Source organism: Paraburkholderia sp. BL10I2N1 (assembly GCF_004361815.1).
In the GTDB taxonomy this organism is placed as follows: domain Bacteria; phylum Pseudomonadota; class Gammaproteobacteria; order Burkholderiales; family Burkholderiaceae; genus Paraburkholderia.
In genome coordinates this window covers 2,276,670-2,291,878 of record NZ_SNWA01000002.1, presented here as the reverse complement: position 1 = coordinate 2,291,878, position 15,209 = coordinate 2,276,670, and the positions used below count along the sequence as shown (strand labels likewise).

Genomic DNA, 15,209 nt, shown 5'->3' with positions numbered 1-15,209 from the left:
GCATGTTACGCATTCCGTGTCCCTACTGCGGCACTACCCGCGACGAGGAAGAGTTCACCTTTGGCGGTCCGTTCGATCGCACGCGCCCTGCTGATCCGCAGCAATCGAGCGATGAAGACTGGGCCGACTATCTGTTCACGCGCAACAACGTGCGTGGCCCGGCGCTCGAACGTTGGCGACACACCTTCGGCTGCCGCCGCTGGTTCAGCGTCGAGCGCGATACGGCGAGCCACAAGATAACGCGCGTCCTGCCGATGGCGCGCACCAGCGTCCAGGACACGACTTTGCAGGGAGGCATTCATGAAGCAGCGTAAGCGCATTGCGCCGTACGATGCGCCTGCAGGAGTCGCGCGCAAACCACTGGGATTTACGTTCGACGGACGTCACTACGTCGGCCTTGAAGGCGACACCCTGGCTTCCGCGTTACTGGCTAACGGAATCGACATCGTTGGCCGCAGTTTCAAACTGCACCGGCCGCGCGGCGTCTTCAGCGCGGGCGTCGAGGAATGCAACGCACTGGTGCAACTCGAAGCGGGCGGATTGGACGAACCTAACGCGCGTGCCACCTTGGTCACGCTTTATGAAGGCTTGCGCGCCACCAGCCAGAACGCGTGGCCTTCAGTTCGCTGGGATCTGCTCGGCTTGCTCGATTTGTTTCAACGGGTCTTGCCGGCTTCGTTCTATTACAAGTCGATGATCTGGCCGAACTGGCATGTGTATGAGCGTGTGGTGCGCAGAATCGCGGGGCTCGGCAAAGCCCCGACTACGCGCGATGCGCAAACGTATCAGAAGCGCAATCTCCACTGCGACGTGCTGATCTGCGGCGGCGGCCCGGCTGGCCTTTCGGCTGCGCTCGCGGCCGGCCAGCGCGGCGTACGCGTGGTGCTGACCGACGATCGCGATGCACTCGGCGGCGCGCTCCTGCACGAGCGAATGCGGATCAACGGTGAATCGGCAGGCCGTTGGGTTAAACGAGTCGTGGAGCAACTGCGTGGATTACCGAACGTACAGTTGTTGACTCGCACCACGGTTAGCGGCTATTACGAAAACAATTTTCTGGCTGCCGCGGAGCGCATTGCCGCTCCCGAGCAGGCGCAAGATCGCACTGGCACGCTCCGTGAGCGCCTGTGGCGGATCCGCGCCTCAGCGGTCATTCTCGCCACGGGCGCCATTGAACGGCCACTGGCCTTCCCGAACAACGACCGCCCCGGCGTGATGCTCGCGGCGGCGGCACGTGCCTACGTGAACCGCTTCGGCGTTGTGTGCGGTCAGCGCGTGGTGATCGTGACGAACCATGACGACGCTTACCGGACCGCGCTCGATCTGCACGAAGCCGGCGTGCGCGAACTTTCGGTGGTCGATACGCGGGCGAACGTCCATCAGACGCTGGAGCAGTGTCTTCACGAGCGAGGCATCGCCCACTATCCGGCACATGGCATCCTCGCCACCAAGGGGCGCCGCAAGATCACGGCTGTGCGACTTGCCCGACACCTCGGTGGAGGACAACTGGGCGCCGCCACCGTCACCCTTCCCTGCGATCTGCTCGCGGTGTCGGGTGGCTGGACCCCGACTGCGCATCTGTTCAGCCAGGCCGGCGGCAAGCTGCGCTACGACGAAGCGAATCTGTGCCTCGTGCCGGATGGTTGCGAGCAGCAGGTGCGCGTCGTCGGCGCGGCAAACGGGGAGTTCACACTGGCCGGCTGCCTCGCCGACGGAGCGCGCGCTGGCCGTGACATCGCCAGGCCGTCCGACGGCGCCGACGACTTGTCGACAGCCGGGCCTGTCGTCGATACCGGCCTCGACGAGACGTTGCGCATCAAGCCGTACTGGTACACACGTGGCGCCCGCACCGACAAGCAGTGGCTCGATTTTCAATACGATGTCAAGGTGTCGGACGTGGAACTTGCGATTCGCGAAAACTACGTGTCAGTGGAACACGTCAAGCGCTATACCACCGGCGGCATGAGTATCGATCAGGGCAAGTCGGGCAACTTCAACATTCTCGCCGTGATGGCGGAATTGACCGGCAAACCGATACCGCAGGTCGGCACGACCCGATTCCGCCCGCCTTATCAACCTGTCACGCTCGGCACGTTTGCCGGACCTACCGTCGGCGAAAGTTACGCGCCGTGGCACACGCTGCCCGCTCACGCATGGCACGCGGCACATGCGGCGCATTTCGGCGACTACGGCTGGCGCAGGCCCGAATACTATCCGCGCGAAGGCGAAGGGATTGCCGCAGCGACGTTGCGCGAGGTGCTGGCCGTGCGCCACAGCGTCGGCCTGTTCGACGGCTCGCCGCTCGGCAAGATTGAACTCAAGGGGCCGGACGCCGCTACGTTTCTCAACCGCGTCTACGTCAACAATCTGGCGACCCTCAAACCGGGCGTTGCGCGCTACGCGATGCTGAGCAACGATAACGGCGTTCTCATAGACGACGGCGTTATTGTTCGCCTCGCCGACGATCACTTTCTTGTACACGCCACGAGCGGCGCGGTCGCGCGGGTCTTTTTGCTCTTCGAAGAGTATTTGCAGTGCGAGTGGCCGGAACTGCGCGTACATGTCACCAACGTGACAACGCAATGGGCGAACGTCACCGTCTCGGGCCCCAAGGCACGCCAGGTGCTGCAGAAGATCGAATCGGATATCGATCTCGACGCGGGCCGCTTTGCCCACATGCAGTTCCGCTCCGGTCATTTTGCAAGTGTGCCCGCCCGCATACTGCGGGCGAGTTTTACCGGCGAGGTCACATTCGAAGTGTCGGTGCCCGCGCGTTACGCGCAGTCCTTGTGGCAATGCATAAGCGACGCGGGTACCGAGTTTGGCATCACACCCTATGGCATCGAGGCCCTGGAAGTGATGCGCACCGAGAAAGGTTACCTGCATATCGGCAGCGATACCGACGGCAGCTCCAACGCGCTCGACATCGGCTGGGGCAAGATCATCGACAAAAAGACCACGGACTTCATTGGGCGCCGCTCGTTGCAACGGCCTGCCGATTGCGGCGATGCGCGCCTCGAGTTCGTGGGGCTCGAATCGACAGTGGCCGACGTGCCGCTGCCGGTGGGCGGCCATTTTATCGACGAAGCCACGCCGCGCATGCCGGTCGAATCCCACGGTTACGTGACTGCCGCCTGCATCAGTCCGATGCTCGGCAAGGCAATCGGCCTCGGCATCCTGCGCAACGGCTCCGCGCGACTCGGCGAGCAGGTCCACATCTATGCCAAGGGCAAAGTGACGACCGCTCGCGTCGTGCCGACCGCCCATTTCGATCCCCAGGGAGAGCGTCTGCATGGCTAAGCTCGAAGCAGCAATCTACGTGACACGCCGATTGGCGCCATCTGAGCGGTTTCCCGTCCGCGGGCCCACGCTTTGCATCGACGAACAGCCGCTTGGCGGCATCGTTCGACTGCAAGGCGATGCCGGTGATGCCGGTTTCGCCGAGGCCGTGAGCGAAGCCACGGGTTTGGCGCTGCCCGCGCCGGAGCGTTTCGCCGCGCGCGGCGATACCTGCCTTGCCTGGTCCGGACCGACCGAATGGCTCTATTTCTGCTCGCTCGACGATGAACAAGCGCGTCTGCGCGCACTGCAGGCGGCATGCGACGGCCGCTTCGCGACGGCCACGCTCATTTCCGACAGCCGCACCGGGTTCCTGGTGAGTGGTGCTGATTCGGCGTCGCTGCTTGCCAAAGGCTGCGCGATCGACTTTTCCGCCGCGGCCTGTCCCATCGGACGGGTTGTCACCACACGCTTCGCCGGTCTGCCGACGATGCTTCTGCATCGGGGCAACCACGAATATCTCGTGTACGTCGATGTGTCTTACGCCGCCTTTCTGCTGCACTGGTTGCTCGACGCCGTGTCCGAATTCGCAGCCGTCCCCGCGTGACGGCATCGCCTGTTATCCGGCCATGCAAGCGTCTAACCCCGCCAGCCTTTTTACTTCTGAGCTCCTCACCCCATGATCATCGACGGAAAGGCATGCGCCGCGCGCCTGAATGCGGCAACCCGTGTAGCAGTCACGACTCTGACCGTGCAGCATCGAATTCAGCCCGCTCTCGCGGTCGTGCTGGTCGGCTCGGATCCAGCCAGTCAAGTCTATGTGCGCAACAAGGTTCGTCAAGCCGGCGAGGCGGGCATTCGCAGCATCGAGCACCGCTTGCCGCCCGACACGTCGAGTGACGCGTTGCTCGCACTCATTCGCACGCTGAATGACGATCCTGCGGTACACGGCATCCTCGTGCAATTGCCACTGCCCGCCCATATCGACGAAGCACGGGTGATCGCGACGATCGCGGCCGAAAAAGACGTGGACGGCTTCCATGCGCTGAATGCCGGCGGCCTGCTGAACGGCGCGCCACACGCTCTCGTGCCATGTACGCCGCAGGGTTGCGTCATGCTCGCGAAACAACATTTGGGCGAGTCGCTGGCTGGCTTGCATGCTGTGGTCGTAGGCCGCTCGAATATTGTCGGCAAGCCGCTGGCGGTTTTGTTATTGCAGGAAAACTGCACCGTGACGATCGCGCACTCGAGTACGCGTGACATCGCGGCGGTATGTCGCCTGGCCGATATCCTGTTTGTCGCCGTGGGTCGCGCCGAACTCGCGAATGAAAACTGGATCAAGCCAGGGGCGACGGTGATCGACGTCGGCATTAACCGGACCGGTTCGGAACAGCAAGGTTTCCGGCTGGTAGGCGATGTCGACTTCAAATCGGCCGCTTCACGCGTCGCCGCGATTACGCCGGTGCCAGGCGGAGTGGGCCCCATGACGATCGCTTGCCTGCTTCGCAATACCGTGCTTGCGGCATGTCACCAGAACGGTATCGGACGCGAACTTGTGCTAGACGCGGCGGTCCGATAAAACCATACATTCAAGTGACGCCGTGGCCGGCGGCGCCTGGTCTCGTAGACCCGCTCCGCCACTTGCCCGTGTCAAGGCACGGCTATCGCAAGCGCTGAATCTGTGTCACGTAGAAAATAGCCGTCGACCAGAATCACGAAACGCAAGCGTATTGCGATCCGCACGGCGGCGATCTTGGGAATGTTCATCAGGTCCGCCGCGACTGCACGGCTGTATTCCTGTGCAGCTACGAAGGGATGCAACTGCAGGATGTGATACACAGCTTCGTAATCGACCACATCCGCGAGATCGTCGAATGTCGACGGGGAATCCGCGAGCGGAACATACAAACTGACGTCCACACGCGGTGCTGCCGCTTCCGGACCCGGGCGCCAGCCCCGCACGAATACGTGCCGGCATTCGCACAGCAGCGTGGCGTTCAACGGTGCATCGAACGCATCAGCGGCATATTCGCGTAGAAACGAGCCGGGCATCAGCGGGCATCGACAAAGCGCCGTACGTAATCGTTCGCCGGATTCGTGCGAATCTGCTCGGGTGTGCCGACCTGAATGACTTCGCCGTCCTTCATGATGGCGATACGCGAGCCGATCTTCATCGCTTCGTCCAGATCGTGCGTGATGAAGACAATCGTGCGCCGCAGATCGGCCTGCATTTCGAGCAGAATGTCCTGCATTTCCGCGCGAATCAGCGGATCGAGCGCGCTGAAGGCTTCATCCATCAATAGCACGTCAGGTTCGGCAACAAGCGCGCGGGCCAATCCGACACGTTGACGCATGCCACCCGAAAGCTCGTCAGGGTAGCGATCGTCGTAGCCCTGCAAACCGAGCCGGCCATTGATCCATGTGCGCGCCGCCTCGCGCGACGCCGCCGCGTCATCGCCACGAATCCAGCGCCCGAAGGTCACGTTCTCCAGCACGGTCTTATGCGGCAGCAGCGCAAAGCTCTGAAAGACCATGCCAATGTGGAAGCGCCGCATTTCGCGCAACTGCCGTGAATTGAGCTTCAGTACATCGGTGCCGCGAAACAGCAATTGTCCTGCAGTCGGCTCGACCAGACGGTTAAAGTGCCGCACAAGTGTCGACTTGCCGGAACCCGAGAGCCCCATGATGACGAAGATCTCACCCGGATACACTGACAGCGACACATCGCGCACTGCCACGTTGCAGCCGGTTGCAGAAAGAATCTGTTCCTTGGATATACCTGCCCGGGCTTGTTCCAGTGCTTCGCGGATCTGCCGCGAATGTGGTCCGAACACCTTGTAAAGCCCGCGCAGTTCGAGCAGAGCCGTAGTTTCTCGCGCAGCGGCGAGTCCTGCCGCGTGTGTAGTTTCCATGGCCGACGGCACCGTGCTCTTCAGCGGCGCCTTACCAGATTCAAGGCTACCCACAATGTTGCGCAGTGAAGAAATATTCATCGAAGACTCTCACTTTAACCGCGCCGCGCGCGCTTGCTGATGCCGAACGACTGGGTGATGCGATCGAAAACGATCGCCAGAATCACGATCGCAACGCCGCCGACTACACCCTGTCCCATGTCCAGATTGTTGATGCCCGCCAGCACGTCCTCTCCGAGTCCGCGCGCGCCGATCATCGACGCAATGACGACCATCGCCAGCGACATCATCACGGCCTGATTGACGCCCGCCATGATGGAAGGCAAGGCAAGCGGCAGTTCCACCGCGAGCAGTTGCTGGCGTGGGGTTGCGCCGAAGGCCCTCGCGGCCTCGAGCACGTCGCCGGGCACCTGCCGCAAGCCAAGATCGGTCAGCCGGACCAGGGGCGGCAACGCGTAAATCATCGTAGCAAAGATCGCCGGCACGCGGCCGAGGCCGAACAGCATGACGACCGGAATCAGATACACGAACGAAGGCAGTGTTTGCATCATGTCGAGGATCGGATTGAACACCCGCGCCAACCAGCGGCTACGCGAGATCGCGATTCCGAGCGGGAGGCCGATCAGCACCGTCAGGATCATCGCGGTAAGCATGATCGCGCAGGTCTGCATCAGCTTGTCCCATAGCCCGAGGCAGCCTATCAGGTAGGTCATCGCCGCGAGCAGCACCGTGAGTGCGATTTTGCGTGAACCGAGCCACGTGATCGCGCCTATCGCGCCGATCACGACAAGCGGCGGCGCTCCCTTCAGCACCGCCTCGACGGGATTGAGCGCGTAGCTCAGCAGGAGCGCGCTGAAGCTGTGGAACAGATCGCCGTATTGCGCCACGAGCCCCATGAAGAAGCGGTTGATCGGGTCGCCCAGATCGAGTTGCAAGAATATTCCGTTCACAACGGCACCTGTACTTTGAGTCGTGCCGGCGCAGCATTGCGGCGCCGGCGTTCACCCGATGCGATAGATGAAAGAGCATCGCCGTCCCCGGCGCGCCCCACGCGCAATGTCACTGCAGACTGCTGCGGACCTTGCTCGACACATCGGCCGGAACCCAGTGCGACAGCATATCGGGGTTGGCCTTCAGGAAGTCGATCGCGGCCTGTCGCGGCGGAGTTTTTTCGCTTGCCATGCGTGCAAGAACCGCATTGATCGACTCCATCGGGAACTGCACCTTCTCGAACAGTCCGACGATTTGCGGATCGGCGGCATATAGCGCGTTCGACACGACAATGCGCAGCGTGGTCGGTGGCGAGGCCGATCCGCACGGATTCGCATCCTTGCTGCCGTTGATGGTTTTCCAGCATGCTTCGTTGAACGCGGGCTCCGCGAGGCGGACGGCCTTGAAACGGCCAAGGATCGTCGACGGTTCCCAGTAGTAGAACAGGATTGGCTTGCCTCGCGCGTACGCCGATTCGATGGCCGAATCGAGCGCCGGCCCGGAACCAGGATGAAAGTCGGTGAACGCGTCGTCAAGCTTGTAGGCTTTCATTTTCTGCGCAGTGTCGGACTCGCATTGCCAGCCGATCGGGCAGTTATAAAGCCGCCCTTTCGACGGCGATTCCTCGTCGGCGAATACTTCCTTGTATTTCGGCAGATCCGTAATGCTGCGCAACTCCGCCGCGAGCGGCTTGATACCGCGTGCGGGATCACCCTTGATGACGTATTCCGGCACGTAATAGCCCTCCACGCTGCCACCGGAGATCAGCGAGCCGAGAATCCTGACCTTGCCCTCACGCGCCGCGCTTTCGTATGCAGGCGTGCGGCCGGACCAGTATTCGACCATCACGTTCAGGTCGTTCATCACCACGCCTTGCAGGGCAATGGCGTTGGTGCCGGGTGTCTGATCGGTCTTGCAGCCGTACCCCTTCTCGAGCACGTAACGGATCACTTCAGTCATGAATCTGGCGCTGTCCCAGCCCATTTCAGCGAACTTCACCGGTTTGCCGGATGCGCACCAGGCCGAATCGGCCGGCGCGGCATGGGCATACTGCGCCAAGGCGGCCGCGCACAACAGCAGTCCAGCGCCTATACGTCTTACAATACATTTGAACATGCTTTTCTCCGTTACTTTTGCGAACTACGAGTGGTTGTTATAACGCGGCTGTCATATCAGGCACCGCGACGAACAGATCAGCTTCGAGGGCGTAATCCGCGATGCCGAAAATCGGCGCCTCCGGGTCTTTGTTGATCGCGACAATGACCTTGGCATCTTTCATCCCCGCGAGATGCTGGATCGCGCCAGAAATGCCCACGGCCACATAGAGTTGCGGCGCGACAATCTTGCCAGTCTGACCGACCTGATAGTCATTTGGTACAAACCCTGCGTCCACCGCGGCGCGAGAAGCGCCGAGTGCGGCATTGAGCTTGTCCGCCAACGGCGTGAGCACTTTCGTGTAGTTCTCCGCGCTGGCGAGTCCCCGGCCGCCGGACACGACGATAGCCGCCGACGTCAACTCAGGCCGGTCTGGCTTGGTCAGCTCGCGGCTGACCAACCGTGAGATGCCGGTATCGCGTGCCGCTTCGATTCTTTCCACCGTCGCGCTGCCGCCTTCGGCGGCGGCGGGATCGAATGCAGTGGTCCGCACGGTGACGACCTTGATCAGATCGCACGATTGCACGGTGGCGATAGCGTTGCCAGCATAGATCGGCCGGTCGAACGTATCGGCTCCCGCGATCGCGATGATGTCGCTGATCTGCGCGACGTCGAGCTTGGCGGCGAGGCGCGGCGCGACGTTCTTGCCATAGGCGGTGGCGGCAACCAGCACATGCGCGTAAATCCCGCTCTCGCGACGCAGCAGCGCCAGTGCCGTCGCCTCCAGATTCTCCGCCAACCCCGGCTCCAGTTGCTGCGCGTCGGCCAGCAATACGCGGCTCACACCGGCGATCCGCGACGCGGCGTCAGCCGCAGCCTGGGCGTTATATCCCGTCACAAGCAAATGAATCGGCTGGCCGGTGAAAGTGGCGATCACCGCCGCCGCCGTCACCGCATTGAGCGTCGAAGTTTTGATCGTGCCGCCGTCGTGTTCGGCGATAACCAGAATCGTCATGTCGTTGTCTCCTCGCCCCGTTCAAATCACTCTGGCTTCAGTCTTCAGCTTGTCGAGCAAAGTCTGCACGTCCGGCACTCTGACGCCGGCGGAACGCCTCGGCGGCTCCACGACCTTCAGCGTTTTCACCCGGGGCGCCACGTCCACGCCGAGCTGGCCGGGCGTCAGTGTCTGCAGCGGCTTTTTCTTCGCCTTCATGATGCTCGGCAAGGTCACGTAGCGCGGTTCGTTCAGGCGCAGATCCGTCGTAATGACGGCGGGCAAATTGAGCGACACCGTCTCGGTGCCGCCGTCCACTTCACGGCAAACGAGCGCGGCCCCCTCCAATAAATCCAACTTCGCAGCGAACGTGGCCTGCGGCCAGCCTGTCAGTGCAGCCAGCATCTGACCGGTCTGGTTGGAGTCGTCGTCGATCGCCTGCTTGCCGAGAATCACGAGTTGCGGCTCTTCACGCTCGACGACCGCATGCAGCAGTCTGGCTACCGCGAGCGGCTGAAGATCTTCATTCGACTCGATCAGGATCGCCCGGTCCGCGCCGATCGCCAGCGCCGTGCGCAGTGTTTCCTGCGCCTGAGCAACACCGGCGGACACGGCGATCACTTCGGCCGCGACACCCGCTTCCTTCAGGCGCACGGCTTCCTCAACAGCGATTTCGTCGAACGGATTCATCGACATCTTCACGTTCGTCATATCGACTCCGGTCTGGTCCGCGCGCACCCGCGGCTTCACGTTTGAATCGATAACGCGCTTGACTGCCACCACGATTTTCATAGTCACCTTGTTCGTTCAATGATCGTTGTGCCCACCGCGGGCATCTGAGCATGCCGTCGTACTACCCGCGCATGCGCGCGCCATCCGGATCGTATGCTGGCGCTGCGAGTATCCTTGCGGGCCGGCGCTCGCCAAGAATCTGGATCTCGAACGTGCTCGCATCGCCAAGGTATTCGCTCTTGACGTAACCCATTGCGAGACTCTTGCCAGTCGTGTGACCATAGCCACCGGACGTGGTATAGCCCGCCGCCGCGTCACCCACCCAGACCGGTTCGAAGCCGCTGGCGTCTGCGTCAAACGCATCAATTTCGAATGTCGCGAGCCGGTGTACGGGCGTCACGCCGCGTTGCGCCAGCACCGCCTCGCGTCCGATAAAATCGCCCTTGTCGAAGACGATGAAGCGTTCGAGATCCGCCATGGCCGGCGTGTACTCAGGACCAAATTCACGTGACCAGATGCCGAAACCTTTTTCGAGGCGCGTCGACAGCAACGCCCACACGCCGTACTGACGCAGCCCGAACTCGCCGCCCGCCGCCAGCAACTGCTGGTAGACGCTACGCAGATAGTGGTTCTCGACGTAGATCTCGTAGCCCTGTTCACCGGTCAGCGACAGGCGTGCGATCCACGCCGGGGCGAAGCCGGCATCGATCCGGGCGACCGACATGAAGCGTTGGGTCGCGGCAATTGCCGCGTTGCCGAAGACTTCGCCAACCAGCGCCTTGGCATTTGGACCGGCGATCGCGAGCATCGCCAGCGACTCGCTGCGGTTGTCGATGCGCACGCTCCCGTCTGCCGGCAGATGATCCTCGAACCAGCGCAGATGCCACTCCTGCAGGTAGCCGGATCCTGTCACGAGGAATCGCTGCGCCGCGAGCCGCAGAATCGTCAGATCGCCCTTGAGACGGCCCGACGGCGAAAGGAGCGGTGCAAGCCGGGCACGGCCGATTTCGGGCAGACGGCTGGCGAACAATCGGTCGAGCCACTGTTCGGCGCCAGGTCCGCTGATTTCGTACTTCGCGTAGCCGCTTGCGTCGAACAATCCCACCTGTTCACGAATGGCGTGGCATTCTGCTGCTACGGTGTCGAAGGCGTTCGACCGGCGAAAGGTAGGCGTTTCATGGGCGGGCTGGCCGGCCGGCGCAAACCACATCGGCGTTTCAAGTCCGTAGTTGACACCGAATATGGCATTCGCCCGTTCCTGCAGGTCGTATAGCGGCGTGGTCTTGAGTGGGCGGCCCGCGGGCCACTGCTCATTCGGACGCGCAAGATAGAACCGGTGCTCATAAAATTCCCGCGCTTTTGCCGCGACGTAGTTCTGTGTGAGGTCAGGAAAACGCGCCACGTCCATGGCGAACACGTTGTCTTGTGGTTCGCCCTCGATCATCCACTGCGCCAGTGCAAGGCCGACGCCGCCGCCTTGACTGAAGCCTGCCATGCAACCACAAGCCGTCCAGTAGTTGCGCAAACTGCGTACGGGGCCGACGAGCGGATTGCCATCCGGCGTGAATGTGAAGGGCCCATTGACGACGCGTTTGATACCGGCGTTACCTACGCTCGGAAAACGTTCGAAGCCGCGCATCAGTTCTTCTTCTATACGCTCGAGCCGCGGCGGCAACAGGTCGGTCTCGCCGTATTCCCACGGAGTCCCGTCTAGGGACCATGGCGTCGAGCGCTTTTCGTAGACGCCGAACAGAACACCGTGGTGTTCCTGACGCATGTAAATCTCGCCGTCGAGGTCGACCATCACCGGAATCTCCCGTCCGAGCGAGACGAGCTCCGGAATGTCTTCTGTGATGAGATAGTGATGCTCCATCGGAATGAGCGGCAGCTTCACGCCCGCCATTGCTCCGACTTCCCGCGCCCAGAGTCCCGCTGCGTTGACCACGTGCTCGGCGTGAATCACCCCCTGATCGGTAATGACCGTCCAACTGCCGTCCGCGCGCGGTTCAAGCGCTTCTACCCGGGTATGCTGATAAATCTCCGCGCCGCGTCTGCGCGCGGCGCGCGCATAGGCTTGCGTACATCCGTAAGGATCCAGGTGGCCTTCGTTCGGCGCCCACAGACCTCCCTTGACCTCGCTCACGTCGACGAGCGGACACATTGCCTTGATTTCCGATGGCGTGATCAACTCGGTGTCGAGACCCATGAAGCGGTGCCGTGACCACTCGGTGCGCAGAAACTCCCAGCGCTCAGGTGTTGCCGCCATGGTGATGCCGCCAGGCACATGCAGGCCGACATTCTGATCGCCCTCTTCCTCGATTTCCTTGTAGAGCGAGATTGTGTAACTCTGCAACCTGACGACATTGGGATCGCCGTTAAACGCATGGAAGCCCGCGGCCGCATGCCACGTCGATCCGGCGGTGAGAACCTTGCGCTCAAGCATCACGACGTCGGTCCAGCCGAATTTCGTTAAGTGGTACAGCACCGAGGCGCCAACCACGCCTCCGCCGATAATCGCCACCTGACAATGAGTCTTCATGAATTCCCTTCCATTCGTGTGTGCGTATATCGAAAAGCGACAAGAACCGGCATCTCGTCCATCATCTCGCGTCTGACGGATTCAGCGCGTGTGAGACGCATGCTAAGAAGCGTTAGTTCTTTTCTCAAACCAATTTAGAACATGGTTTGCATGCAATTCAGCATGCAGAAAGTGGCGTTGCAATGACATTCGTACTACTTATTGTTTTATGAGATCACCAGCCATAAATTTAACTTGTCAGCCTAACAATCCAGTTCTATGTCTGTTAGCGGGCGTGCACAACAGGTCAGGACCCATCCCGCAGCTATCTCCTCGTCGGTAATGCCGCCGTTATGCTCCATCTCGACCTGGCCCGCGATCACGCGCGTTTTGCAGGTGCCACACATGCCGGCGCGGCACGCGCTCGGAATCACGACCCCCACCGATTGCGCTGCGTCTATCAGCACATCATTCGTCGACGCAACGCACTTGAGCCTGGACGCGGCAAGCGTCACAGTGACCTGCGCGCCCGGCGCTGAAGCTTCGGACGTTGTAGCGCGAGCTGCGTGCGGCAGCACGAAACTCTCCTGGTGATACCGTTGCGCCGCAACGCCAAGACTCGCCGCAGCCTCGAAGACAGTCTTCATGAATGCATCGGGGCCGCAGCAATAAACGGTGCGCTTCGCGATATCGGGAACCCATTGGGCCAGCTTGCTGCGTTCCAGCCGGCCAGCCAGAAGTGGTGCAGCGGCATCGCGGGACACGATCAGCTTGAGTTGCAGGCTCGGCCAGCATGCGGCCATCTCCTCCAGTTCGTTGCGAAACAGGAGATCTTCCCGTGAGCGCGCACATTGCAGGAAGAAAAGGTCGACGTCGGCGCGAGCGTCAAACAACGCCCTTGTCATCGAAAGGAGCGGCGTAATGCCCACGCCGCCAGCGACGAATAAATACGCACCTCCGGTTGCTCCAGGTGCGATGAAAGCGCCCGAAGGTGCGGAGAGCCAAAGGCGAGCGCCTGGCACGATCTCATGATGCAACCACCTCGACACCGGACCATGAGACGCAGCTTTAACCGTTATTGCGAAGCGCCCAGCGCGCGTGGGCGTCGACGACAATGTATAGCAACGGTACAGAATGCCGCACTGGGTCGGCGCCTCGACCGTAATGTGCTGCCCCGCTGCAAAGTCGAGCGACCTTCCGTCAACGGCGATGAATTCGAATGTCCTTACATTGTCGGACTCGTCGACCACTCCTACGCACTCTGCCAGGAAGAAACCGTCATCGCGCGTTGACGGTGAAGAGCCTGCGTGCTTCGCGGCCACTGTTAACACACCTTGAGCGGCACTGTCCTGGGCATCTGCGCAAGACCCTCTCTGAGTGCGGCGATGTACCAGTCCACGAATGCCATTACGCCGGACTCCACCTGGTCCGAATAGACCCCTGGCTCGTAGCCGATTGAATTGATGCCGAGCTGATTCGTTTCGACAAGCCGCTGATCCTGGGCGTTGGTCGCTTTCCATACCGCGGTCAGCGTTTCCAGATCGTAGTCGACGCCTTCGACCGCGTCCTTGTGCACGATCCATTTGGTCGTGACTTGCGTCTCGCGGGGGCCGAGCGGCAGAAGACGGAATGCCAGCGCGTGATCACCCAAAGCATGATTCCACGTATTGGGGAAGCGCAGCAGGCGCAGCGCGCCGACGTCCCGCTCGGGGAGCGTTCCCATGACTTTGCTGCAGGCCGCTTCGCCCGTCATGGTGAAAGACACGCCCCGCTCCAGCGCGGCTCGCACCATCCGGTACACCGGCTCCTCTTCGACCGGACCGTAGGGCAGGCCGGCCTGCCTCCAGCGCGCTTCGTCGCGCTCGGTCTTCGCGGCGAACTGGCCACCGTAGCGTGGATCGGTCGGACCATCGAACTCGGAAATCGTGCGCAGCAATTCCGGATGATTGGCACTGCAGTGGTAGCACTCGCGATTATTCTCGAGTACGAGTTTCCAGTTGCCTTTCTCGACAATGGTGGATTCGTAGGCGATCTTTGCATCTTCGATGCCGTGCGGCGCGAGGTACGGTTCGACGCGGCGGCGAAAGCCGCTGAAATCGTCGGGCGTGCTGGACAGGCAAATGAACACATAGCCCGCTACGACTTCGCACGCAACCGGCTTCAAGGAGAAGGCCGACAGGTCAAACGAGTCGCCCATGTTACGCGCGAACATCAGCTTGCCGTCGAGGCCGTAGGTCCATTGATGGTACGGGCAGGCGAATGCGCCTGACTTACCCTTCTCACCCGCGCAGATACGCGAGCCGCGATGACGGCAGGTGTTAAAGAAGGCGCGCACACCACCTTCACGGTCCCGCACGACGATAACCGACGTCTCGCCAAGCTGCACCGTGAACCACTCACCGGCCTGCCTGATCTCGCAGCTCAAGCCGGCAAACAGCCATTTTCGCTGCCAGATGAGTGCGAGATCCGCCTCAAACAGCTCCGTGTCCTTGTAAAACGCCTGGGCAAGAGGGCGTCCCGGCGTATAGGTCGCCAGCAAAGCGTCGAGTTTTTTATGGTCGAACATGTCCCATCCTGATGTTTCCAAAGAATCCCATGTGCACCGTGAGGTATGCGGAAGCGACGGCTCGCTCAGGGTTTGGTGTCATTAGAGGACTCCAATTTTGACGAGACAACCCATTTTTCCTGA

At 61.5% G+C, this 15,209-nt stretch carries 13 protein-coding genes; 4 read left to right on the top strand and 9 right to left on the bottom strand.

The genetic code is table 11. The annotated features are described in order from the left end of the window. Window positions 1-2 precede the first annotated feature (2 nt). The 4 genes from B0G77_RS32465 to folD all read left to right on the top strand — a co-directional run bounded on the left by B0G77_RS32465 (window position 3) and on the right by folD (window position 4,858). On the top strand, window positions 3-314 hold the full coding sequence (locus B0G77_RS32465; RefSeq protein WP_133665956.1) for a sarcosine oxidase subunit delta: 312 nt from the start codon (window positions 3-5) through the stop codon (window positions 312-314). Beyond that, window positions 301-3,300: a sarcosine oxidase subunit alpha family protein gene (locus B0G77_RS32460; RefSeq protein ID WP_133665955.1), complete on the top strand. Its 3,000-nt coding sequence runs from the start codon at window positions 301-303 to the stop codon at window positions 3,298-3,300. Before B0G77_RS32465 ends, B0G77_RS32460 begins: the two co-directional genes overlap by 14 nt. Next, complete coding sequence (locus B0G77_RS32455; RefSeq protein WP_133665954.1) at window positions 3,293-3,886, top strand: sarcosine oxidase subunit gamma family protein; 594 nt, start codon at window positions 3,293-3,295, stop codon at window positions 3,884-3,886. The genes B0G77_RS32460 and B0G77_RS32455 overlap by 8 nt, the downstream gene beginning before the upstream one ends. Window positions 3,887-3,958: 72 nt before the next feature. Beyond that, complete coding sequence (gene folD, locus B0G77_RS32450) at window positions 3,959-4,858, top strand: bifunctional methylenetetrahydrofolate dehydrogenase/methenyltetrahydrofolate cyclohydrolase FolD (protein ID WP_133665953.1); 900 nt, start codon at window positions 3,959-3,961, stop codon at window positions 4,856-4,858. A gap of 71 nt (window positions 4,859-4,929) precedes the next feature. Here folD and B0G77_RS32445 read toward each other — a convergent pair whose 3' ends face one another. The 9 genes from B0G77_RS32445 to B0G77_RS32405 form a co-directional block, all read right to left on the bottom strand. Then, window positions 4,930-5,331 carry a hypothetical protein gene (locus B0G77_RS32445; RefSeq protein ID WP_133665952.1) on the bottom strand — a complete coding sequence of 134 codons (402 nt, stop codon included), beginning with the start codon at window positions 5,329-5,331 and terminating at the stop codon, window positions 4,930-4,932. Beyond that, the gene (locus B0G77_RS32440; protein ID WP_243751301.1) at window positions 5,331-6,272 is read right to left on the bottom strand and encodes a betaine/proline/choline family ABC transporter ATP-binding protein; all 942 of its coding nucleotides are present in this window, start codon (window positions 6,270-6,272) and stop codon (window positions 5,331-5,333) included. Before B0G77_RS32440 ends, B0G77_RS32445 begins: the two co-directional genes overlap by 1 nt. A gap of 14 nt (window positions 6,273-6,286) precedes the next feature. Further along, window positions 6,287-7,087: an ABC transporter permease subunit gene (locus tag B0G77_RS32435; protein WP_133666965.1), complete on the bottom strand. Its 801-nt coding sequence runs from the start codon at window positions 7,085-7,087 to the stop codon at window positions 6,287-6,289. Between the two features lie 163 nt (window positions 7,088-7,250). Beyond that, window positions 7,251-8,297: an ABC transporter substrate-binding protein gene (locus B0G77_RS32430; RefSeq protein ID WP_133665951.1), complete on the bottom strand. Its 1,047-nt coding sequence runs from the start codon at window positions 8,295-8,297 to the stop codon at window positions 7,251-7,253. 37 nt (window positions 8,298-8,334) lie between these two features. Continuing rightward, window positions 8,335-9,291: an FAD-binding protein gene (locus tag B0G77_RS32425; protein ID WP_133665950.1), complete on the bottom strand. Its 957-nt coding sequence runs from the start codon at window positions 9,289-9,291 to the stop codon at window positions 8,335-8,337. 21 nt (window positions 9,292-9,312) lie between these two features. Continuing rightward, window positions 9,313-10,062 carry an electron transfer flavoprotein subunit beta/FixA family protein gene (locus B0G77_RS32420; RefSeq protein WP_133666964.1) on the bottom strand — a complete coding sequence of 250 codons (750 nt, stop codon included), beginning with the start codon at window positions 10,060-10,062 and terminating at the stop codon, window positions 9,313-9,315. A gap of 61 nt (window positions 10,063-10,123) precedes the next feature. Beyond that, entirely contained in the window at window positions 10,124-12,541 is a 2,418-nt protein-coding gene (locus tag B0G77_RS32415) for an FAD-dependent oxidoreductase (protein WP_133665949.1), read from the bottom strand. 242 nt (window positions 12,542-12,783) lie between these two features. Next, the gene (locus tag B0G77_RS44780) at window positions 12,784-13,542 is read right to left on the bottom strand and encodes a 2Fe-2S iron-sulfur cluster-binding protein (protein WP_279571359.1); all 759 of its coding nucleotides are present in this window, start codon (window positions 13,540-13,542) and stop codon (window positions 12,784-12,786) included. A gap of 302 nt (window positions 13,543-13,844) precedes the next feature. After that, window positions 13,845-15,086, bottom strand: a complete 1,242-nt coding sequence (locus tag B0G77_RS32405; protein WP_133665947.1) for an aromatic ring-hydroxylating dioxygenase subunit alpha — start codon at window positions 15,084-15,086, stop codon at window positions 13,845-13,847. Window positions 15,087-15,209 lie beyond the last annotated feature (123 nt).